Below are 20,609 nucleotides of genomic sequence, written 5' to 3'. Positions count from 1 at the left end.
CGGTGAGCCGCACCGGCGAGCCGGGCTGGTGGTAGGGGTCGGGGACCGGGGTGTCGTCGGCGGTGTCCCAGGGCTCCCACCGGGGAGCCGTCCCCTGCCTGTCGGACCCGCTGCCGGGGCCCGTTTCCACACCGGCCGTGGGGGCGCGCCTCCGCTAAGGACGCGCCCCGGGCCGGGGGCCTGTGATTACTCGCCCGGGTGGGCGAGCTCGATGTCGTGGCCGTCGACGCCGCGGCCCGAGACGGTGAGCACTCCGGCCACCGGCGGGTAGCCGGTCGCGACGACCGTGTACTCGCCCGAGTCGAGGTCGGCGAAGGCGTACGCCCCGTCGTCCCCGGTGGTGGAGGAGGCGACCACGTTCCCGGCGGCGTCCATCAGCGTCACCCGGGCGTCGGCCAGCGGGCGCCGGGCGGCGCCGCCGCGTACCGTGCCCCGGACGAGCGCGCCGGACTGGAGCGCGACCTCGACGCGGGTGACGCCCTGGCCGCCGATCTCCACCGGCAGCGCCATCGGCCGGAAACCGGCCGCGTTCACCGCGACGGTCACCGTTCCGGGGACCAGCTCGCCGAAGACGAAGTCGCCCTGTGCGGCCGACTTGCCGGTGGCGAGCACATCGCCGCGTACGTCGGTCACGATGACCATCGCGTCCTCGACGGGCAGGCCGCCGTCCGCGGTGCGCACGGTGCCGGCGAGTCCGCTCGTACCGGACAGGAGGATGTCGTACGCGACGGGCTCGTCACCCACGACCACCGTGGACGCCTGCGGCTGGAAGCCGTCGGCGGAGGCGATCAGGACGTACGAACCGGCCGCCGGGGCGTCCAGCGCGTAACGGCCCTCCTGGGCGACCGCGCGGCCGAGCTGCCGTCCGGCGAGCGAGATCAGCGTGACCGCGGCGTGCGGTACGGCCGTTCCCTCGGCGGTACGGACCGTGCCGTGCAGGGTCCTGCCGGTCACGATCGGGGCAGCGGCCCCGGCGACCGTGGCGGCCGTGTCGGCGGGCGCCGCGGACACCGGCTCCGCGTCCGGCTGCGACGACTGCGTCGCGTCGTCGTTGGACGACTTCAAGGCGACCTCCTTCACGAACAGGACCAGGATCAGACCGACCAGCGCGATGGGCGCGGCGTACAGGAAGAGGTCGGCGACCCCGTCTCCGTAGGCGCTCTCCATGACGGTCCTGATCGGCGCGGGCAGCGCGTCCATGTCCGGGATGGTGTTCCCGCCGCCGGCCGCGCCCGGCTTGATGTGGAGGGCGGCGAGGCCGTCCTCGACGTAGTGGGTGATGCGGCTGGAGAGCACCGCGCCGAGCGCGGAGACGCCGATGGCGCCACCGAGGGTGCGGGTGAAGGTGACCAGCGAGCTGGCCGCGCCGAGCTCGTGCGGCTTGACCTGGTTCTGGGAGGCCAGGACGAGGTTCTGCATCATCATGCCGAGGCCGAGGCCGAGGACCGCCATGTAGAGGGCGACCTGCCAGTACTCGGTGTCGTACGTGATGGTGCTGAGCAGGCCGAGGCCCGCCACGAGGCCGACACCGCCGCCGACCAGGAAGCCCTTCCAGCGGCCGGTCTTGGTGATGATCTGGCCGGAGACCGTCGAGGAGACGAAGAGACCGGCGATCATCGGGATCGTCATGACGCCGGACATCGTCGGCGACTTGTCCCGGGCGAGCTGGAAGTACTGGCTCAGGAAGACGGTCGAGCCGAACATCGCGACACCGACGAAGAGGCTCGCGAAGGACGTGAGCGCGATCGTGCGGTTACGGAAGAAGCGCAGCGGGATCAGGGGCTCCGCGGCCTTCGTCTCGACGAGGACGAAGATCAGGCCGAGCACGACGGATCCGCCGACCATCGCGTACGTCTGCCACGAGATCCAGTCGTACTTGTCGCCCGCCAGGGTCACCCAGATCATCAGCAGGGAGACGGAGGCGGCCAGGAAGAAGGCGCCGAGCCAGTCGATCCTGACCTTGCGCCTGACGACCGGAAGCTTGAGGGTCTTCTGGAGGAGGACCAGCGCGATGGCCGCGAACGGCACACCGACGTAGAAGCACCAGCGCCAGCCCAGCCAGTCGGTGTCGGTGATGACGCCGCCGAGCAGCGGGCCGCCGACCGTCGCGACCGCGAACGTGGCGCCGATGTAACCGGCGTACCGGCCGCGCTCACGCGGCGGGATCATCGCGGCGATCACGATCTGCGAGAGCGCGACCAGACCACCGGTGCCGACGCCCTGGAGCACGCGGAAGGCGATGAGCGTGCCGGTGTTCTGCGATATGCCGGCGAGCGCCGAGCCGATCACGAAGATGACCAGAGCCACCTGGACCAGCAGCTTCTTGCTGAAGAGGTCCGCCAGCTTGCCCCAGAGCGGGGTGGTCACCGTCATGGACAGGAGCGCCGCGGTGACGACCCAGGTGTACGCGCTCTGGGTGCCGTCGAGGTCCCTGATGATCTCGGGGAGGGCGTTGGACACGATCGTCGACGACAGCATCGCGACGAACATGCCGAGCAGAAGACCGGTGAGGGCCTCCATGATCTGCCGGTGAGTCATCGGCGCGCCGTCGGAGGAGTGGGAGGACCCCTGCTTGGCGTGGCCGCCCCGCACACCGGCTGGTGTGGTCGTAGCCATTGAATTCCTTTGCTCTTACGCGGGTGTTGCGGGTGTTACTGCGTCGTGCTCGAAGTGGTGCGGTGACCGCGCCCGGCACTCGCCGAAGCTGCGGCGCAGGCGGGCCAGCATCGTGTTGAGCTGTCCGACCTCGTCGTCGGACCAGTCGTCGAGGGCACCGGCGAGCGTCTGGATGTAGCGCTCGGAGAGTTCCTCCAGGAGCGCCCGGCCCGCCGGGTTGAGCCGCAGGATGCGTGAACGCTTGTCGCACGGGTCGGGGGCCCGGTCGACCCAGCCGCGCTCCGCCACGTGTGCCACGTGCCGGCTGGTCACCGACATGTCGACCGCGAGGAGCTCGGCGAGCCGGCTCATCCGCATCTCGCCGTGGTGGTCGAGGAGGGTGAGCACGGCGGCCGATCCGGCCGGGCAGTGCGCGGGGAGGATGCGTGCGAGATCGCGCTTCACGGCACCGATGGCGCTGAGCTGCCGGGCCAGTTCCGCGAACTGGCTCTGTGCGGCCATGGGCACCTCCGAACATCTTGTTGCTTAGGGCAACCATATAAGCGGTTGGTTGCTACAGGCAAATGAATTCGGGCTTGCCGGAGTAAAGGAACCCAAAAGGATCTGTTCGTGGCGGGTCAAGGGTGGCCGAGTGGCCGGTAAAGCCGCAGATCAGGCCCGCGGAGGCGCGGTGGCACCGCTTCAGGGGCCGCTACCGGGGTCCTGGGGTGTGCTGGGCGGTCCCACTTCGCTAGGGTCCTTCCCCATGGCACACAACCCCCATGCCCCCCAGGGCCCCGAGGGTCACCACGACCCGGCGGGCAGCACCCAGATGTTCCGCGCCTTCGTGGACGACGGCGAACCGCAGCGACAGCAGCCGGCCGCGGCCGCGGCGTCGGGCGGTCCCAGGACCGGCCTGATCGTCGGCGTCGTGGCCGTCGTCGTGATCCTCGCGGCGGTCGCCTGGCTCGCGCTCGGCTGACCGCCGCTCCCGGCCGGCGGACACGCCGCCCGGGACGGCACGACCGCCGGGGCGCTCGTCGTAGCGCCCCGGCGGTCGTGTGCCGGGCCTCGTGACAGTGGTGCCGTCGTGCCGGAGGTGTCGTCGGGCCGGAGGCGCCGGTGACGCGGCTCAGTCCGCGATGAGCCCTTCTCTGAGCTGCGCGAGCGTGCGGGTCAGCAGGCGCGAGACGTGCATCTGGGAGATGCCGACCTCCTCGCCGATCTGGGACTGCGTCATGTTCGCGAAGAACCGCAGCATGATGATCTGGCGCTCGCGCGGCGGCAGCTTCGCCAGCAGCGGCTTCAGGGACTCGCGGTACTCGACACCCTCCAGCGCCGTGTCCTCGTACCCGAGCCGGTCCGCCAGCGAACCCTCGCCGCCGTCGTCCTCCGGGGAGGGCGAGTCCAGCGAGCTCGCGGTGTAGGCGTTGCCGACCGCGAGGCCGTCGACGACATCCTCCTCCGACACCCCGAGCACCGCGGCGAGTTCGGGGACGGTCGGCGAGCGGTCGAGCCTCTGCGCGAGGTCGTCGCTGGCCTTCGTCAGCGCGAGCCGCAGCTCCTGGAGGCGGCGCGGGACCCGTACCGACCAGCTGGTGTCGCGGAAGAAGCGCTTGATCTCCCCGACCACCGTCGGCATCGCGAACGTCGGGAACTCGACGCCCCGTTCGCAGTCGAACCGGTCGATCGCCTTGATCAGCCCGATCGTGCCGACCTGGACGATGTCCTCCATCGGCTCGTTGCGGCTGCGGAACCGGGCGGCGGCGTACCGCACCAGGGGCAGGTTGAGCTCGATCAGCGTGTCCCGTACGTACGTACGGTCCGGGCTGTCCTTGTCGAGGGCGGCGAGCCGCAGGAAGAGCGAGCGGGACAGAGTGCGGGTGTCGATGGCTTCCGGCTGCGACACCAGCGGCGGCGGAGCCGTCACCTGGTCGAGCACGGCGGGCACTACTTCCTTCGTGAGCACCTTCGAGCTGCCCTGTTCTGCGGACATGCCACCCCCTTGAGGTCGCTGACGGTAGCGGCGGGCGCTCCCGTCGGAGGAAGCAGCCTCCACCTGAATACCGGAGGAGTGGCTGCGGCAAACGCGGTCTCAGCAGAATGTCACATGTCGGCAACGCGCTGTAGCGCCAAGTCGACAAACCTGCGCAGGAAAGAGGGGGTGTGCGGCTTTTCGGCCATGAGCAGGTCCTACCCGATCCGGTTACGCCTCGATCCGATTTGCGGATCTGAGCCGGGCGAAGCTTCTCGCCAGAAGTCTCGACACATGCATCTGGGAGACGCCCAGTTCGGCACTGATCTGGGACTGCGTCAGGTTGTTGTAGTACCGGAGCAGCAGGATCCGCTGTTCGCGTTCGGGCAGCTGTACGAGCAGGTGCCGCACGAGGTCGCGGTGCTCGACCCCGGCCAGCGCCGGGTCCTCGTACCCGAGCCGGTCGAGCAGTCCCGGCAGCCCGTCACCCTCCTGGGCCGCCTCCAGCGAGGTCGCGTGGTACGAGCGCCCCGCCTCGATGCACGCCAGCACCTCGTCCTCGGAGATGCGCAGGCGCTCGGCGATCTCGGCGGTCGTGGGGGAGCGCCCGTGGGCCGTCGTGAGGTCCTCGGTGGCCCCGCTGACCTGCACCCACAGCTCGTGCAGCCGGCGCGGCACGTGCACGGTCCTGACGTTGTCGCGAAAGTACCGTTTGATCTCGCCCACGACGGTCGGCATCGCGAAGGTCGGGAACTGCACGCCGCGGTCCGGGTCGAACCGGTCGATCGCGTTGATCAGTCCGATCGTGCCGACCTGGACGACGTCCTCCATCGGCTCGTTGCGGCTGCGGAACCGGGCGGCGGCGTACCGCACCAGCGGCAGGTTCGCCTCGATGAGCGCTCCGCGCACGCGGTTGTGTTCGGGCGTGCCCGGGTTCAGCCCCTTCAGCTCCGTGAACAGGACCTGGGTGAGGGCCCTGGTGTCCGCGCCCCGGCGCTTCGCGGGACCGCCCGCCGGGCCGTCGGGCGCGGTCTCGGGGGGAAGTGGCTGAAGCTGCTGGGGCGGAGCTTGAGGTGCTGTACTGGCCGGCACGGTCACGCCACCCCTTTTCTCGGTCAACCACGTCAACTCATCCGTCAAAAGCGGTCATAGCATCACAAGACATGTGCAGTGTGTGCAAGCACCGTATAGAGCCGTGTTGAAGGCAAGTTGGGTCTTAAACATGCAAAAACCCCGCACCGGAACGGTGCGGGGCCTGGTGTCCCGGGGGCTCAGAACTCGTAGTCGGCGATCACCCACGTGGCGAATTCGCGCCACTGCGCGGCGGCCGCCTGGTGGGCCGGGTGCTCGATGTAGCGCTTCAGCGCATCGCGGTCCTGGACGGCCGAGTTGATGGCGAAGTCGTACGCGATGGGCCGGTCGGTGATGTTCCAGGCGCACTCCCAGAACTCCAGCTCGGGAACGGTCCCGTCGAGCTCCTCGAAGGCCTTCACGCCGGCGGCGACGCGCGGCTCGTCCCGCTCGACACCCTCGTTGAGCTTGAAGAGGACCAGATGGCGGATCAAGGAGCACTCCTTCGATGCGGAGGGCGCCCGCTCACTGGACCAGCTGGGACATGAAATCGCCGACGCCCTGGGCGGCACTGGACACGCCTTCGAACCCTACCTGGACGAGATCGGCCGCCCGCTCGGGGGAATTGATGATCGTGTACAGCACGAAGACGACGACCACGTAGAGCGTTATCTTCTTCGCTTGCACCATGTTGTTCGGCCTCCCCTGCCGGTCCCCTGAGTCGCGTGAGTCTAACCGCAGGAACGGGCAGTTCAGGGGACACGTTTTCGACCGGAACGGCCGGAGCAACACGAAAGCCCCGACTCGGGGAGCCGGGGCTTTCGTTCTGAGCGGTAGCGGTGGGATTTGAACCCACGGAGGAGTTGCCCCCTCACACGCTTTCGAGGCGTGCTCCTTAGGCCGCTCGGACACGCTACCGAGAGAGAGCTTAGCCCACGGGGGGCCGTGCTCCGAAATCGGTTGTCCGGCCGGTCCTCCGGCCGGCCCCTCAGCGGTCCCTGAAGAAGGCCGTCAGCCGGTCCGAGCACTCTTCTTCGAGCACGCCCCCGATGACCTCGGGCCGGTGGTTCAGCCTCCGGTCCCGTACGACGTCCCAGAGCGAACCGGCCGCGCCCGCCTTCTCGTCGAGCGCTCCGTAGACCACCCTCTCCACCCGCGACTGCACGAGCGCTCCCGCGCACATCGTGCACGGCTCCAGGGTGACGACGAGCGTGCAGCCCGTCAGCCGCCACTCGCCGAGCTCGTGCGCCGCCCTGCGGATGGCCAGCACCTCGGCGTGCGCCGTCGGGTCGCCCGTCGCCTCACGCTCGTTGTGGCCCGCCGAGAGCAGCGAGCCGTCGGGGGCCAGCAGGACGGCGCCGACCGGTACGTCACCGGCCACCGCCGCCCGTGCCGCCTCGTCCAGGGCCAGGCGCATGGGCGCCCGCCACCGGTCCCGTACCGGATCCGGGCCCGGATCCGGTACCTGTTCCTGTTTCTCCGTCACTGCCGGACCCACTACTGGACGGTCTCCAGCACGTCGGCGGCGCCCAGGGCGTCCGCGATCTCGTTGAGCGCGTCCGTGCCGAGCGCCAGCAGCTCCTCCCCGGGCAGGCCGAGGTCCGCCAGGATCCCCGCTTCCCCGAGCGGGCCCGCCGGTACGGCACCGCTGTCGTCCGCCGTGATCTCCTCCTCGTCGTCGATGGCTTCCTCGCCCGGTTCCCCGTCCTCGGTGCCGTCGAGGTCGACGAGCACTTCCAGGACGTCCGGGTCCTCGGGGTCCCGGCCGAGCAGTTCGTCGGTGAGCAGGATCTCCCCGTACGAGGAACGGGCGGCCGCGGCCGCGTCCGAGACATAGATACGAGGGTCCTCCTCGCCGTCCACCCGGACGAGGCCGAACCATGCGTCTTCCTGCTCGATGAAGACGATCACCGTGTCGTCGTCGACCGTGGCCTCACGGGCCAGATCGGTCAGGTCCGACAGGGTTTCCACGTCGTCGAGCTCCGTGTCGCTCGCTTTCCACCCGTCTTCGGTGCGCGCGAGCAGTGCGGCGAAGTACACCGTGACTCTCCCACTGGTCTTGAGAAGTGCCGGTTGGAGTTCCTCCCGGCTGGAGGGTTCGCTGAGGTGGGGAGAAACCGTTTCACAGCTCCGAGCCCCGCCCACTCGGAATCGTGGCAGAAACAATCGCTCCGCGAGAGGTCTTCCGCTCTTGCGTCGTGTCCCAGTCCCGCGAGCAGGCCCGCTACCAGCGGAAGGTGCGCATCCGCATCTGCTGCCGCATCCGGGCCGCCCGGGCCCGGCGCGGCTGCACCCGGTCACGCAGTGCCTTGGCCTCGTACAGCTCGCGCAGGAACTGGGCGCGCCGCCGCCTGCGGTCGGCCTCACCTGTGTTTTCCTGCTGTTCCTGACCGTGCTCCCCGTCCGGCATCGACCACACCACCCCAAACCCGGGTTTGTTCCCCACCCCACCTTCCCCCCGGCCGGCGGGTTGATGCCAGCGCGGGCGGCCGGGATGCCCGGTTACTGTTGACGCCATGCGGATCCATGTTGTCGACCACCCGCTGGTGGCGCACAAACTCACCACGCTGCGCGACAAGCGCACCGACTCCCCGACCTTCCGGCGCCTCGCCGACGAGCTGGTCACCCTGCTCGCGTACGAGGCCACCCGGGACGTGCGCACCGAGCAGGTCGACATCCAGACCCCGGTCACGTCGACGACGGGCGTGAAGCTGTCCCACCCGCGCCCCCTGGTCGTACCGATCCTGCGGGCCGGCCTGGGCATGCTCGACGGCATGGTGCGGCTGCTGCCGACCGCCGAGGTGGGTTTCCTCGGCATGATCCGCAACGAGGACACGCTCCAGGCGGAGACGTACGCGACCCGGATGCCGGAGGACCTCTCCGGCCGCCAGGTGTACGTACTCGACCCGATGCTGGCCACCGGCGGCACCCTGGTCGCGGCGATCCGTGAACTGATCAAGCGCGGCGCGGACGACGTCACGGCGGTCGTGCTGCTCGCGGCGCCCGAGGGCGTCGAGGTCATGGAGCGGGAACTGGCCGGCGCTCCGGTCACCGTGGTCACCGCCTCGGTCGACGAGCGGCTCAACGAGCACGGCTACATCGTGCCGGGCCTCGGCGACGCGGGTGACCGGATGTACGGGACCGCCGGCTAGCGGCAGCCGTACGGACGCGGCGTTCTCAGCACTTCGAGGAGGGCGCGGGCGCGGGCCTGGCCAGGACGGCCAGGGCCCTGTCCGCGTCCTTCTTCGCGTCCAGCTTCTTGAAGGCCGTGCCCAGGATCAGGTCCACGTCGGCGCCCTTGCGGGTGTCGGCCTTCCGCAGGGCTCCCTTGAGCTGCGTGCCGAGTACGGGCAGGGTGCCGGCGAGCGCCTTGGGCGAGCCCAGCAGCACCCCCGAGCCCTTGACCTTCTTGTCGTACTCCTTGGGGGCGTTGCCGATCTCGCCGATGGCGAAGCCGCGCTTCTTCAGCTCGTCGGCGGTGTTCTTGGCGAGGCCGGAGCGCGGTGTCGCGTTGTAGACGTTGACCTTGATCCTGGCCGGCTGGGGCAGCGCGGCCTTCGGCGACGCGGACGGCGCGGGCTTCTCGCAGCCCTGCCCGCGTCCGGCGGCCCTGGTCCGCTTCTCGCCGCCGGTGAAGACGTCGATGAGCTGCAGAGTCCCCCAGCCGGCCAGACCGAGGGCCACGATCGAGGCCGTCACCACGAGGAGGGTCCTGCGTCGGTTCCGGGGGCGTCGCATGCGCGGGAACTTGTCGCCCGTAATGCGGTACTTTCCGCCCATGCCGGGGGGTGTCAGCATGCTCATGGGCGCAGCGTAGTGCGCCTCGGTGATGATGCCTACTAAATGATCAATGACGTGGGCCGGACCAACCCGTAAGGACCAACAGGGGCGGCCTTCCGGGGCCGTCCGGGTGACCGGGCGGCCCGATGATCAGATGTTGTCGAGCTCGAGGACGCGCGCGTGCAGCACCTGGCGCTGCTGGAGCGCGGCGCGGACCGCGCGGTGCAGTCCGTCCTCCAGGTAGAGGTCGCCCTGCCACTTCACGACATGGGCGAAGAGGTCGCCGTAGAACGTCGAGTCCTCGGCGAGCAGTGTCTCGAGATCCAGCTGGCCCTTGGTGGTCACCAGCTGATCGAGGCGGACCGGGCGCGGCGCGACATCCGCCCACTGCCGGGTGCTTTCCCGGCCGTGGTCGGGATACGGCCGGCCGTTTCCGATGCGCTTGAAGATCACACGGAAAGCCTACCGGGCGAGCGGCTCCGGGCGCAGCCATGAGGGCGGGGCGCAAAGGCCGTATCAACCGCCAGAACGGGAGCAAATAGTGAGCGGAAGTGATCCTTCCGGCGATGTGGGGCGGTTCGGGCGGCCCCGCCGCGGTGGATTGCGGCGGATCGTGGCGGGCGCCACCGTACGGAGAGCGGGCCGGGCGGGTTTTCCCCCGTTCGGGGGACGCCCGTCACGGGAACGGCTCCGCTGCGACTCCGAGCTCGCCGGCTTCGGGTCCGTCGGCTTCGGGTCCGTCGGTTCCGGGCTCGTCCTGCGGTGATCACGCGTACACCCCCGCTTCGCGCACCTCATCGTCCGCCACCTCCAGTCGCGTCCCCGCGAATCCGCCCCGTATCCGCCGGTCGTGCGTGACGATCACGAGCGCGCCCGCGTAACAGGCCAGGGCCGCCTCCAGCTCCTCGACCAGGGCCGGCGCCAGGTGGTTCGTCGGCTCGTCGAGCAGCAGCAGGTCCACCGGGGACGTGACCAGGCGCGCCAGTTCGAGCCTGCGGCGGCCGCCGGTGGAGAGGGCGCGTACGGGCTTCGCCAGGTCTGCCGCGCGGAAGAGGCCCAGCGCGAGCAGCTCGTCGGCGCGCTCCGGTGCCCCGAAGGCCTCCAGGACCGTACGGCCGTCGCCGCCGGCGTCCGTACGGGAGCTGTCCTGGCGCAGGAAGCCGGTCCGGGGCGGGCGGGTGACCGTACCGCTGGCGGGGGCCAGGTCCCCCGCCAGGAGCCGGAGCAGGGTGGACTTGCCGGCGCCGTTGGGCCCGGTGACGAGCACGCGCTCGCCGGGGGCGATGCGCAGGGAGCCGACGCGCAGGCGTCCCGCCACGTGTACGCCGTCCAGCTCCGCCCCCGCCGCCCCGCCCTCGATGCGGGCCGTGAACCGCAGGGGCTGTGGGGGAGGTGGCACCGGACGTCCGGTCAGCCGGTGCAGCTGCTCGCGCGCGCTGCGGACGCGGCTCATCGCGCCGTGCGCGCGCGACCTGGCGCGGAAGGCGCCGGCGCCGCTGAAGGCGGCCGGGGCCTTGCGCGGGATGGCGGAGAGCAGCACGGTGTTCGACTCGGCGAGGGCGGAATGCCGGGCAACCTCGGCACGCCACTCCTCGTGCTGCCTGGCCCGGCGGGCGCGGGCGGCGGCCTTGGCGGTGAGGAAGCCGCCGTAGCCGTTGCGGTAGCGGCGTACCGTCCGCGCGTCGTGGTCCACCTCCAGCACGGTGGTGGTCACCCGGTCGAGGAACACGCGGTCGTGGGTGACCGCGACCACCGTGCCGCGGTGCGCGAGCAGGTGCTCCTCCAGCCACCCGACGGCCTCGTCGTCGAGGTCGTTGGTGGGTTCGTCGAGCAGCAGCACCTCCGGCGCGGCGGCCAGGGCCGCGGCGAGCGCGAGCCGGGACCGCTGTCCGCCGGAGAGCGTGCCGAGGGGGCGGGAGCGGTCGAGGGGGGTGCGCTCGCCGAGCCTGCGCAGGGTGGTGTCGACGCGGCGGTCGGCGTCGTGGCCGCCGCGCGCCTCGAACTCGGCCACGAGGGCGGCGTACGCCGAAAGCCCGTCCGCACCCGTGTGGCCGAGGTCCGCTTCGGCCCGCCGCATGCGCCGCTCCAGCGCCCGCAGTTCGGCGAGGGCGAGGTCGACGGCGGCGCCGGCCGGCGCGGTGGGCGGCAGGCCGAGGGTCTGGGCGAGGTGGCCGGTGCCGCCGGGGGCGACGACGGTGACGGTGCCGTTGTCGGGGCGGCGGGTGCCGGCGAGGAGACGGAGCAGGGTGGACTTGCCCGACCCGTTGTCGCCCACGACGCCTGCTTTCTCGCCGGGCCGGACGGTGAGGGAGACACGGTCGAGGACGACGTGGTCGTCGTACCGCACGGTGACGTCGGACAGGGCGAGTTGAGTACCGGATCGGAGCAAGAGCGGCCTTCTTCCACGGAAATCGAGACGAGACGTTTCGTATCTACATCACCGTAGCCACCCTCTCTCCTTTTGCGCAAGACGTTTCGTCTCGTCTCTCCGTGGAGCGGCTGTCAGCCGATGTACTGCCGCAGGTGCTCCGCCGTCAGGGTGGCCCCGTCCGCGACGAGCTCCGCCGGGGTGCCGGTGAAGACCACCCGGCCGCCGTCGTGGCCGCCGCCCGGCCCCAGGTCGATCAGCCAGTCCGCGCGCGCCATCACCGCCTGGTGGTGCTCGATGACGACGACCGTGTTCCCAGCGTCGACCAGCCGGTCGAGGAGCGCCAGGAGCTTGTCGACGTCCGCCATGTGCAGTCCGGTGGTCGGCTCGTCCAGGACGTACGTCGTCGACTTCTCCGCCATGTGGATGGCGAGCTTCAGCCGCTGCCGCTCGCCGCCCGACAGGGTGTTGAGCGGCTGGCCGAGACGGAGGTAGCTCAGCCCGACGTCGATCAGCCGGCCCAGGATCGCGCGGGCCTGCCCGGACGGGAAGAAGTCGTACGCCTCGGCCATCGACATGCCCAGCACCTCGTTGATGTTCTTGCCGCGCAGGGTGTAGGTGAGCACCTCCGGCGTGAAGCGCCTGCCCTCGCACTTCTCGCAGACCGACGCCACCCCGGCCATCATGGCGAGGTCGGTGTAGACGAGGCCGAGGCCGTTGCAGCCCGGGCAGGCACCCTCCGAATTCGCGCTGAAGAGCGCCGCCTTGACCCCGTTCTCCTTGGCGAAGGCGGTACGGACCGGGTTCAGCAGGCCGGTGTACGTCGCCGGGTTCGACCGGCGCGAGCCCCGGATCGGGGACTGGTCCGCGACCGTCACGCCGTCACGCACCGACAGGTAGCCGTGGATCAGCGAGCTCTTGCCGGAGCCGGCGACGCCGGTGACCACGGTCAGTACACCCGTCGGGATGTCGACGTCGACGCCCCGCAGGTTGTGCAGGTCCGCCCCCTCGATCGAGATCTTCCCGCGCGGCTCGCGCACGCTCTCGCGCAGCCGCACCCGGTGCTCCAGATGGCGCCCGGTGAGGGTGTCCGAGGCGCGCAGGCCGGGCACGTCGCCGCTGTAACAGATCCGGCCGCCCGCCGAACCCGCGCCCGGGCCCAGGTCCACCACATGGTCGGCGATCGCGATGACCTCGGGCTTGTGCTCGACGACGAGGACCGTGTTGCCCTTGTCGCGCAGGCGCAGGAGGAGGTCGTTCATGCGGCTGATGTCGTGCGGGTGCAGTCCGACGGTGGGCTCGTCGAAGACGTACGTGACGTCGGTGAGGCTGGAGCCGAGGTGGCGGACCATCTTCACGCGCTGCGCCTCGCCGCCGGAGAGCGTGGACGACGTGCGGTCCAGGCTCAGGTAGCCGAGGCCGATCTCGACGAGCGAGTCGAGGGTGTGGCGCAGGCCGGCGAGCAGCGGCGCGACCGACGGTTCGTCGATCCTCCGTACGAAGGCGGCCAGGTCGCTGATCTGCATGGCCGAGCACTGGGCGATGTTGACGCCGTCGATCACCGAGGACAGCGCGGCGGCACTGAGGCGGGCGCCGCCGCAGGCCGGGCAGTCGGTGAAGACGACGGCCCGGTCCACGAAGGCCCTGATGTGGGACTGCATCGCTTCGCGGTCCTTGGAGAGGTAGACCCGCTGGACCTTCACCACGAGGCCCTCGTACGTGAGGTTGTTGCTGCCGACCTTGATCTTGGTGGACGGCTTGTGGAGGAAGTCCTCCCACTCGGCGGGCGTGAAGTCCTTCAGTTTCTTGTCTGGGTCGTAGAGGCCGGAGCCGGCCATGACCTGCCAGTACCAGGAATCGACCGCGAAGCCGGGGACGGTGATCGCGCCTTCGTTCAGGGACAGTTCGCGGTCCACCAGCTGGTCGGTGTCGATCTTCGACACCTGCCCGATGCCCTCGCACTCGGGGCACATGCCCTCCGCGCTGTTGAAGCTGAAGGCGCTGGACGTCCCGATGCGGGGCGTGCCGAGGCGGCTGAAGATGATCCGCAGCATCGTGTACGCGTCCGTCGCCGTGCCCACCGTGGAACGGGAGTTGGCGCCCATCCGCTCCTGGTCGACGACGATCGCCGCGCTCAGGTTGTGCAGGGCGTCGACGTCGGGGCGGCCCATGCTGGGCATCAACGACTGGAGGAAGGCGGTGTACGTCTCGTTGATGAGCCGCTGCGACTCGGCGGCGATGGTGCCGAAGACGAGCGAGGACTTGCCCGATCCGGAGACGCCGGTGAAGACCGTGAGCCGGCGCTTGGGGAGGTCGACCGACACGTTCGCCAGGTTGTTCTCGCGGGCACCGCGCACCTGGATCACGTGGTGGCGGTCCGCGGCGGTCGGCTGGTGGCTGGACGGAGCGGCGGACGGGGCGGCGGACGGGCCGGCGGACGGGTCGGCGGACATGGCGGCGCTCCTGGAGGCGAGAGGGCGGGGAAGTCGTACATTCTGTCGGTTCCGGCAGCCCGGCGGGGGCCGGAACCGGGCAATCCGGAACTGGGCGGGCCGATGCGCCCTCTTCGCCGTGAACCCTCCCGCCGCGCGCTGCCCGTGCTCGGGCGGCGGGGCCGGCACACCCCTCGGGCGCGCTCCGGGCCGGACCGGCAGGGACCTGGCAGAGCCGCGCGCGGCATGATTGTCAGACCCTCGTGGAACGATTCCCTGGTCGGCTGTAAACAGGACAGTTTACGGGTGGGGGAGTCATGGTCTCGTACGACGAGCGCGACGCATGCGACGCGTGCGGTGTTCCGCGCGGCAGGTGGCGGGCGGTTCTGGGGATGACGCTGTGCGGTCCGTGCGAACGGACCGGGGGCAGCCGCCCCGGCCGTGAACCGGTGCTGCTCGCCGAGGTGCTGGCCGTCACGGTGGCCGGGTTGTCCTTCGATGTCACACGTGACGCGGCGGTGTCGTCCTCATGATGTGAAAGAAGAAGACGACGCGGCGGGGGAAGCAGAGGAATCCGACGCGCTCCGCGGACGCCCGACGGGCATCGCCCACGGGATGCCCGTCGGGCGTCGACGAGGCCGGTGCCGAGACGCGGCTGGGCGTCACCCTGCGCCGGGTGGACGCGCACACGGCCGAGCTGCCGGCACGCCATCCCCTCGGCAGGCTCGCGAGGCACGACGCGCCCGCCGTCTTCGCGCCGAAGCCGTACGTGAGGTGCCTGGACCTCGGCGGCGCGGGGGTGGTGTTCACCACCGGCTGGGAACGGACCGTACGGCTGGCCGGGCCGGAGGTGAAGGCGTGCAAGCGCATGATCACCGAGCGGTGGATCCACCCGCCGCTCGACGACGCCGAAGAGCTCCTGCGCCAGGCCGACCCGACCACGGTCGTCCCTCGGCGAAGAGGAGGGGGAAGGGGAGCGGGCGGCGTGACGGCTGGCGGGCTGGCGGGCTGACGGGCGTCCCAGAAGTGGGATATTCTCTCTGGTATGAGAAGCGTCGAGGACCGTCTGGCAGCCAGGCTCTCCGAACTGCGCACGGAGCGCGGCTGGTCGCTGGACGAGCTGGCGCGGCGTACGGACATCAGCCGGTCGACCCTTTCGCGGCTGGAGCGTGCCGAGATCAGCCCGACGGCGGCGGTGCTGGGCACCCTGTGCACGGCGTACGGGCGGACGATGTCCCACCTGCTCGCCGAGGTGGAGGCCGAGCCGCCGCAACTGGTCCGTACCGGCCGCCAGTTGGTGTGGCGCGACGAGGAGTCGGGCTTCACCCGGCGGTCGGTGTCCCCGCCGCACCCCGGACTGCGGGGCGAGATCGTCGAGGGGGTGCTGCGGCCGGATGCGGACATCTCGTACGAAGGACCTCCCGTGCCGGGCATCGAGCAGCACATCTGGGTACTGGAAGGCTCCCTGGAGGTCACGGCGGGCGACGGCGTCCACGAGCTCCGCGCCGGGGACTGCCTGCGCTTCCGGCTCTGGGGCCCTTCGCGATTTCGCTGCCCGGGCCCCGGTCCGGTCCGTTACGCGGTCATGGTCGTCCTGCCATGACCGCCGTCACGCGGACTCATGCCGTGGCGCGCCTGTCCCCCGACGAGTTCCGCGACAGCGTGCAGGGCCTGGCCGGCCTCCTCGTGGACGCGGTCGACGGCCACGCGTCCGTCGGCTTCCTCGCTCCCTTCGGCCGCGACGAGGCCATCGCCTGGTGGACCGCCCGGCAACCGGCGGTGGACGACGGCAGCCTCGCCGTGTGGGCCGCCCGAGGTCCCGGCGGCATCGTCGGCACCTTCAGCCTCGTCCGCAGCCCCAAACCCAACGGCCGGCACCGTGCCGAACTGGTCAAGCTCATGGTCCACCGCGACGCCCGCGGCCAGGGCCTGGGCCGCGCACTCCTCGCCGCCGCCGAAGAGGCCGCCGCCCGCGCCGGAGCCACGCTCCTGCTCCTGGACACCGAGACCGGCAGTCCCGCCGAACACCTCTACCGCGCCGCGGGCTGGACCCGCTACGGCGTCGTCCCCGACTACGCGGGCGACCCGGCCGGCACCCTCAGGGACTGCAGCTTCTACTTCAAGCGCCTGACGCCCACGCGCCCCGCGCCAGAACCGGCCGCGGTCGCGGGCCGGGACCACCGCCCGGAGCCGGCCGGCGGCGCCGAAGACGGCGCGTGAGACCGGCGCCGGCGGCTTCTGCGAGTTCCACGGATTTCATGGATCCCGCGGAGGCGGCCGGTGCGCCTCAGCGCGCGAGATCGCCGAGACCACGCAGTCCTTGGAGCACTTCGGCGGCGGTGGGCGCGGTGGCCGGGTCGCCGAGGTGCTGGATCATCAGGCCCGACATCAGCGCGAGCTGAACGCTGCCGAGGGTCCGGACGGAAGTCTCCGCCACCTCGCTCTCGGGGACGCTCTCCAGGATCGCCGCCATGCCGCGGCGGCCCTCCGCCATGCCTTCCCCCAGCGCGGCGCGCAGTTCCGGCTGGCGCTGGGCCTGCATGAACAGCTCCAGGGAGGCCAGCCACAGGTCGGGATGGGCGGTGAAGTCCGCGATGAGGCCTTCCCACATCTGCTCGAAGTGACGCTCCGTGGAGCCGTCGGCGCCGGGGACGAGCGCCCGGCCCATGCTGTCCCCCCACTCGTCGAGGATCTCGAAGAGGGCTTGGTTGAGCAGCGTCTCCCTGGACCCGTAGTGGTAGCCGATGGCAGCCATGCTGACGCCGGCCGTGGTGGCGATGTCGCGGACGCTGGTGCGGTCGTACCCCTTCTCCCGCAGGCATGACTTGGCGCCTGCGAGGAGGGCTTCACGGTTCCCCATGCGCGGCAGCGTAACACTCCTGTTGGGCGATTGCATGATGCGATCGAATAAGGCGAACGCATTGCGCGATCGCCCAAATCTGCTTAGCGTTCTTCCCATGAGACACACCAGGAGCGTTTCCAAGTGGTTCGTCGCCGCGCTGACGCTGGGGGGACTGGGATGGGGGCAGGGCCTCGGTCCGGCCGCGTCCGCCGATGCGGGGAAGGCCAGGACGTCGAAGACGCAGACCCTCGGCACGGTCGTCACCACGACGGCGGGAAAGGTGCGCGGCGAAGCCGACGGGACTCTGCGCGGTTTCCGGGGCATCCCCTACGCGGCCCCGCCGGTCGGCGCGCTGCGCTGGGCCCCGCCCAGGCCGGCCGCGGCCTGGACCGGCGTCCGCGAGGCGACCGCCCCGGGCGCGCCCTGCGCGCAGCCGGCGGGACTCCCGGTCGGGGTGCCGAGCGAGAGTGAGGACTGCCTCTATCTGAACGTCACCGCACCCGCCGAGTCCGACGGCAGGCGACCGGTGATCGTCTGGATCCACGGCGGCAGCCTGATGTACGGCACCGGTGACATGTACGGACCCGGCCGTCTGGCCGCCGAAGGCGCGGTCGTGGTCTCGATGAACTACCGGCTGGGAGTGATGGGCTTCCTGAGCACCCCTGCCCTCGAGGGCGCGGACGGACTCGGACTGGAGGACCAGCAGGCGGCCCTGCGCTGGGTCCGCGCGAACGCCGCCTCCTTCGGCGGCGACGCGGGGAACGTCACGGTCATGGGCCAGTCCGGCGGCGGCTACAGCGTGTGCGGCCACCTCGCCTCGCCCCTGTCGGCCGGCCTCTTCGACCGGGCCGTCGTGCAGAGCGCGCCGTGCGCCACGGGCGGCTCCCGCACCCGGGCCGAGGCGGAGGCGGAAGCCGGGCGGATCATCACGGCGGTGAAGTGCGAGAAGAACACGGCGGCCTGCCTGCGCGAGGTGCCCGCAGCCGATCTGCTGAAGGCGTACGGCCCGTTCAACGAACCCCGCCCGGTGTCCGGTACGAAGCTGATGCCGCTGCCCCCGCGGGAGGCGCTGCGCACCGGACGGTTCAACCGGGTGCCCGTGCTCATCGGCGTCAACCACGACGAGGAGCGCGGCATGGTCCTCGGCCGGGAGCTGGCGCCGGGGGGCGCCCCCATGAAACCGGAGGCGTACGAACCCGAGATCCGCAAGGAGTTCGGCGACAGGGCCGACGACGTACTGAAGCGCTACCCGCTCGGCGCGTTCCCCTCGGCGGGCGAAGCCCTGGCGGCGGTCCGCACGGACGCGGCCTGGTCGGCCCCGGCCCTGGACACCGCGCGGCTGCTCTCGAAGTGGGTCCCGACCCGGATGTACGAGTTCGGCGAGCGTGACACGCCCTGGTTCGACACGTACCCGGCACCCAGCTTCGACCAGCGCGCTCAGCACATGTCGGAGCTGGCCTACCTGTTCGACATGGACCTGTTCCAAGAGGTGAAGGACGGGCAGGCGCGATTCCGTGACCGGATGATCAGCACGTGGGTGGAGTTCGCCGCCTCGGGCCGGACGGACTGGCCGCGCTTCCAGGAGGACGGCGGATACGTGCAGACGCTGGCCTCGGACGCCTGGAGGCGCGCGGACTTCGCGAAGGACCACGCCTACCCGTTCTGGAAGAACCACCGCTGACCGACCGGGAGCACGACGAAGGCCCCGACCGGTTTCCCGGTCGGGGCCTTCTGTACCGCAGAAGCGGTGGCGGAGGATACGAGATTCGAACTCGTGAGGGGTTGCCCCCAACACGCTTTCCAAGCGTGCGCCCTAGGCCACTAGGCGAATCCTCCGCCGCAAACAATACAAGACGTTGAGGAGTGCTCGCGAACGCGTTCCGCGCGGTCGGGGTCCGGCTCGTTTTTCCGGGGGGTGATCCGCTACTGTGGGGGCCAGCCCCTCACGTGGCGCTATCTCACCGAACTCCCCCAGGGCCGGAAGGCAGCAAGGGTAAGTGAGCTCTGGCGGGTGCGTGGGGGGCGCTTGCGTTGGGCGGGGACGGTTGTCGGTGGGTCCCGATAACCTCGTATACGTGTCGTCCCTTGCGCTCTACCGCCGCTACCGTCCCGAGTCGTTCGCCGAGGTCATCGGGCAGGAGCATGTCACTGCCCCGCTGCAGCAGGCCCTGCGTAACAACCGGGTCAACCACGCGTACCTGTTCAGCGGGCCGCGGGGCTGCGGAAAGACGACCAGCGCGCGCATCCTCGCCCGCTGTCTGAACTGCGAGCAGGGGCCCACGCCCACCCCTTGCGGCACGTGCCAGTCCTGTGTCGACCTGGCCAGGAACGGCCGGGGATCGATCGACGTCATCGAGATCGACGCCGCCTCGCACGGTGGCGTGGACGACGCCCGTGACCTGCGGGAAAAGGCGTTCTTCGGTCCGGCCAGCAGCCGCTACAAGATCTACATCATCGACGAGGCGCACATGGTCACCCCGGCGGGCTTCAACGCCCTGCTGAAGGTGGTCGAGGAGCCTCCGGAGCACCTCAAGTTCATCTTCGCGACCACGGAGCCCGAGAAGGTCATCGGCACGATCCGGTCGCGTACGCACCACTACCCCTTCCGCCTGGTGCCGCCCGGGACGCTGCGCGACTACCTCGGCGAGGTGTGCGGCAAGGAGAACATCCCGGTCGAGGAAGGGGTGCTTCCGCTGGTCGTACGGTCCGGGGCCGGGTCCGTGCGCGACTCGATGTCCGTCATGGACCAGCTGCTCGCCGGCGCGGCCGAGGACGGTGTGACATATGCCATGGCCACCGCTCTCCTCGGGTACACGGAGAGCTCGCTCCTCGACTCGGTCGTGGACGCCTTCGCGGCGGGCGACGGAGCCGCCGCGTTCGAGGTCGTGGACCAGGTCATCGAGGGCGGCAACGATCCGCGCCGGTTCGTGGCCGACCTGCTGGAGCGGCTCCGGGACCTGGTGATCCTGGCCGCGGTTCCCGACGCACGCGAGAAGGGCCTGATCGACGCGCCCGCGGACGTCGTGGAGCGGATGCAGGCCCAGGCCTCGGTGTTCGGCGCGGCCGAGCTGAGCCGCGCCGCCGACCTGGTCAACACGGGGCTCACCGAGATGCGGGGCGCGACGTCGCCGCGGCTCCAGCTGGAGCTGATCTGCGCCCGGGTGCTGCTGCCCGCCGCCTTCGACGACGAGCGTTCGCTCCAGGCGCGGCTGGACCGCCTGGAGCGCAACGGCGCCGGTGGCGCGTTCATGGCCGCGGCCGCCGCTCCCGGCCCCGCGATGGGGTACGCGCCGGGACCCGACGCGCACGGGGGAGTGGGCGCGGCCGTGCCCCCTCCCGCTGTGCCCGTGGCTCCCGCTCCCGCACCGATGGCCGCACCGCCCGTGCCCGCGCCGGTGGCCGCACCGCCCGCTCCCGCCGCCGCCGAGGGCGGGCAGCGTCCCGGTGCGTGGCCCGGTGCGGGCGCCGGAGGGCAAGGTCGTCATGGCCTCCGTCTACGGTGGCGACCTGGTCGGCATCGAGGGAAACTACGACGACGTCAACCGT

22 protein-coding genes, 2 tRNA genes and 1 other RNA gene are annotated in these 20,609 nt (G+C 70.9%); 9 read left to right on the top strand and 16 right to left on the bottom strand.

The window, feature by feature from the left end; genetic code table 11:
• Window positions 1-186: 186 nt before the first annotated feature.
• Together ACWD0Y_RS31915 and ACWD0Y_RS31910 are read right to left on the bottom strand one after the other, a co-directional pair.
• A complete protein-coding gene (locus tag ACWD0Y_RS31915; protein WP_450263775.1) occupies window positions 187-2,616 on the bottom strand; it encodes an MFS transporter in 2,430 nt (809 codons plus the stop codon).
• Between the two features lie 15 nt (window positions 2,617-2,631).
• Entirely contained in the window at window positions 2,632-3,117 is a 486-nt protein-coding gene (locus ACWD0Y_RS31910; RefSeq protein ID WP_450263774.1) for a MarR family winged helix-turn-helix transcriptional regulator, read from the bottom strand.
• Window positions 3,118-3,361: 244 nt separating this feature from the next.
• Between ACWD0Y_RS31910 and ACWD0Y_RS31905 the strand changes: the two genes are divergently transcribed.
• Complete coding sequence (locus ACWD0Y_RS31905; RefSeq protein ID WP_093803440.1) at window positions 3,362-3,577, top strand: hypothetical protein; 216 nt, start codon at window positions 3,362-3,364, stop codon at window positions 3,575-3,577.
• A 150-nt stretch (window positions 3,578-3,727) separates the two neighbouring features.
• Here ACWD0Y_RS31905 and ACWD0Y_RS31900 read toward each other — a convergent pair whose 3' ends face one another.
• The 8 genes from ACWD0Y_RS31900 to ACWD0Y_RS31865 all read right to left on the bottom strand — a co-directional run bounded on the left by ACWD0Y_RS31900 (window position 3,728) and on the right by ACWD0Y_RS31865 (window position 8,051).
• The gene (locus tag ACWD0Y_RS31900) at window positions 3,728-4,591 is read right to left on the bottom strand and encodes an RNA polymerase sigma factor SigF (protein WP_450263773.1); all 864 of its coding nucleotides are present in this window, start codon (window positions 4,589-4,591) and stop codon (window positions 3,728-3,730) included.
• A 210-nt stretch (window positions 4,592-4,801) separates the two neighbouring features.
• The gene (locus ACWD0Y_RS31895) at window positions 4,802-5,662 is read right to left on the bottom strand and encodes an RNA polymerase sigma factor SigF (RefSeq protein WP_093803441.1); all 861 of its coding nucleotides are present in this window, start codon (window positions 5,660-5,662) and stop codon (window positions 4,802-4,804) included.
• A 179-nt stretch (window positions 5,663-5,841) separates the two neighbouring features.
• Entirely contained in the window at window positions 5,842-6,135 is a 294-nt protein-coding gene (locus ACWD0Y_RS31890) for a Dabb family protein (protein WP_450263772.1), read from the bottom strand.
• A gap of 31 nt (window positions 6,136-6,166) precedes the next feature.
• Window positions 6,167-6,331, bottom strand: a complete 165-nt coding sequence (locus ACWD0Y_RS31885; RefSeq protein WP_450263771.1) for a hypothetical protein — start codon at window positions 6,329-6,331, stop codon at window positions 6,167-6,169.
• Between the two features lie 141 nt (window positions 6,332-6,472).
• Window positions 6,473-6,559 (bottom strand) — tRNA-Ser (locus ACWD0Y_RS31880).
• Window positions 6,560-6,629: 70 nt separating this feature from the next.
• Window positions 6,630-7,058 (bottom strand): tRNA adenosine(34) deaminase TadA, encoded by a 429-nt coding sequence (gene tadA / locus ACWD0Y_RS31875; RefSeq protein ID WP_450263776.1) that lies wholly within the window; start codon window positions 7,056-7,058, stop codon window positions 6,630-6,632.
• Between the two features lie 80 nt (window positions 7,059-7,138).
• The gene (locus ACWD0Y_RS31870) at window positions 7,139-7,681 is read right to left on the bottom strand and encodes a tRNA adenosine deaminase-associated protein (RefSeq protein WP_450263770.1); all 543 of its coding nucleotides are present in this window, start codon (window positions 7,679-7,681) and stop codon (window positions 7,139-7,141) included.
• Window positions 7,682-7,865: 184 nt separating this feature from the next.
• Entirely contained in the window at window positions 7,866-8,051 is a 186-nt protein-coding gene (locus tag ACWD0Y_RS31865; RefSeq protein WP_093803443.1) for a hypothetical protein, read from the bottom strand.
• Between the two features lie 106 nt (window positions 8,052-8,157).
• Between ACWD0Y_RS31865 and upp the strand changes: the two genes are divergently transcribed.
• On the top strand, window positions 8,158-8,793 hold the full coding sequence (gene upp, locus ACWD0Y_RS31860) for a uracil phosphoribosyltransferase (RefSeq protein ID WP_450263769.1): 636 nt from the start codon (window positions 8,158-8,160) through the stop codon (window positions 8,791-8,793).
• Window positions 8,794-8,818: 25 nt separating this feature from the next.
• Here upp and ACWD0Y_RS31855 read toward each other — a convergent pair whose 3' ends face one another.
• From ACWD0Y_RS31855 to ACWD0Y_RS31840, 4 genes are all read right to left on the bottom strand, one after another.
• A complete protein-coding gene (locus tag ACWD0Y_RS31855; protein ID WP_450263768.1) occupies window positions 8,819-9,445 on the bottom strand; it encodes a LytR C-terminal domain-containing protein in 627 nt (208 codons plus the stop codon).
• Between the two features lie 126 nt (window positions 9,446-9,571).
• A complete protein-coding gene (locus tag ACWD0Y_RS31850) occupies window positions 9,572-9,874 on the bottom strand; it encodes a type II toxin-antitoxin system VapB family antitoxin (RefSeq protein ID WP_093800151.1) in 303 nt (100 codons plus the stop codon).
• Between the two features lie 313 nt (window positions 9,875-10,187).
• Complete coding sequence (gene abc-f / locus ACWD0Y_RS31845; RefSeq protein WP_450263767.1) at window positions 10,188-11,810, bottom strand: ribosomal protection-like ABC-F family protein; 1,623 nt, start codon at window positions 11,808-11,810, stop codon at window positions 10,188-10,190.
• Window positions 11,811-11,923: 113 nt separating this feature from the next.
• Entirely contained in the window at window positions 11,924-14,242 is a 2,319-nt protein-coding gene (locus ACWD0Y_RS31840) for an ATP-binding cassette domain-containing protein (RefSeq protein ID WP_450263766.1), read from the bottom strand.
• Between the two features lie 296 nt (window positions 14,243-14,538).
• On the opposite strand from ACWD0Y_RS31840, the gene ACWD0Y_RS31835 reads away from it, so the two are divergent.
• The 4 genes from ACWD0Y_RS31835 (at window position 14,539) to ACWD0Y_RS31820 (ending at window position 16,441) form a co-directional block, all read left to right on the top strand.
• Window positions 14,539-14,754 (top strand): hypothetical protein, encoded by a 216-nt coding sequence (locus ACWD0Y_RS31835; protein WP_093800154.1) that lies wholly within the window; start codon window positions 14,539-14,541, stop codon window positions 14,752-14,754.
• Between the two features lie 143 nt (window positions 14,755-14,897).
• Window positions 14,898-15,233: a hypothetical protein gene (locus ACWD0Y_RS31830; protein ID WP_450263765.1), complete on the top strand. Its 336-nt coding sequence runs from the start codon at window positions 14,898-14,900 to the stop codon at window positions 15,231-15,233.
• A gap of 33 nt (window positions 15,234-15,266) precedes the next feature.
• Window positions 15,267-15,824: a helix-turn-helix domain-containing protein gene (locus ACWD0Y_RS31825; protein WP_450263764.1), complete on the top strand. Its 558-nt coding sequence runs from the start codon at window positions 15,267-15,269 to the stop codon at window positions 15,822-15,824.
• Window positions 15,821-16,441, top strand: a complete 621-nt coding sequence (locus ACWD0Y_RS31820) for an N-acetyltransferase family protein (RefSeq protein WP_450263763.1) — start codon at window positions 15,821-15,823, stop codon at window positions 16,439-16,441. The genes ACWD0Y_RS31825 and ACWD0Y_RS31820 overlap by 4 nt, the downstream gene beginning before the upstream one ends.
• A gap of 67 nt (window positions 16,442-16,508) precedes the next feature.
• Here ACWD0Y_RS31820 and ACWD0Y_RS31815 read toward each other — a convergent pair whose 3' ends face one another.
• A complete protein-coding gene (locus ACWD0Y_RS31815) occupies window positions 16,509-17,081 on the bottom strand; it encodes a TetR/AcrR family transcriptional regulator (protein WP_450263762.1) in 573 nt (190 codons plus the stop codon).
• A gap of 97 nt (window positions 17,082-17,178) precedes the next feature.
• Here ACWD0Y_RS31815 and ACWD0Y_RS31810 point away from each other — a divergent pair, with 97 nt between their 5' ends.
• Window positions 17,179-18,744 carry a carboxylesterase/lipase family protein gene (locus tag ACWD0Y_RS31810; protein WP_450263761.1) on the top strand — a complete coding sequence of 522 codons (1,566 nt, stop codon included), beginning with the start codon at window positions 17,179-17,181 and terminating at the stop codon, window positions 18,742-18,744.
• 67 nt (window positions 18,745-18,811) lie between these two features.
• Here ACWD0Y_RS31810 and ACWD0Y_RS31805 read toward each other — a convergent pair.
• A tRNA-Ser gene (locus ACWD0Y_RS31805) sits at window positions 18,812-18,899 on the bottom strand.
• A 98-nt stretch (window positions 18,900-18,997) separates the two neighbouring features.
• Here ACWD0Y_RS31805 and ffs point away from each other — a divergent pair.
• Window positions 18,998-19,096, top strand: an RNA gene (ffs, locus tag ACWD0Y_RS31800) — signal recognition particle sRNA small type.
• Between the two features lie 42 nt (window positions 19,097-19,138).
• On the top strand, window positions 19,139-20,609 hold a 1,471-nt coding region (locus tag ACWD0Y_RS31795), incomplete at its 3' end, for a DNA polymerase III subunit gamma and tau (protein ID WP_450263760.1).

This window comes from Streptomyces altiplanensis, assembly GCF_053591575.1.
Note: the sequence above shows the minus strand (reverse complement) of the source record. Positions and strands in the feature narration are given on the sequence as shown.